1 pseudogene is annotated in these 306 nt (G+C 75.5%); it reads right to left on the reverse strand.

Annotation, left to right across the window (positions count from 1 at the left end):
* Positions 1-306, reverse strand: a pseudogene (locus ACLIYP_RS30915) (sporulation protein); the annotation flags it as partial.

Genomic DNA, 306 nt, shown 5'->3' on the forward strand with positions numbered 1-306 from the left:
GTCGACCACCTCGGCCGCGATCATGCCGCCGGCGACGCCGACGGCGAGTCCGGCCGCGCCCGCGGCGATGGCGGTGCCCATGCCGGGGCCGGAGCGGTGGCCGTCGTGGTGCTCACCGTGACCGTGAGCGTGGCCGTAGGGGGCGGCATGACCGTACCCGCCGTGCGGGGAGTGCGCTCCGCGGTGTTCGAGGAGCTGCCGTACCCAGCCGTCGACCTCGGTGTTCCAGTCGCGGACGTCCTGGTGGCCGACGGTGAAGCGGGTGAGGGCGTCGTGTCCGCCGCCGAACGGGCCGCCGCGCTTGTC

The sequence above is a fragment of the Streptomyces nanhaiensis genome, from assembly GCF_046614825.1.
Classification (GTDB): Bacteria; Actinomycetota; Actinomycetes; order Streptomycetales; family Streptomycetaceae; genus Streptomyces; species Streptomyces radiopugnans.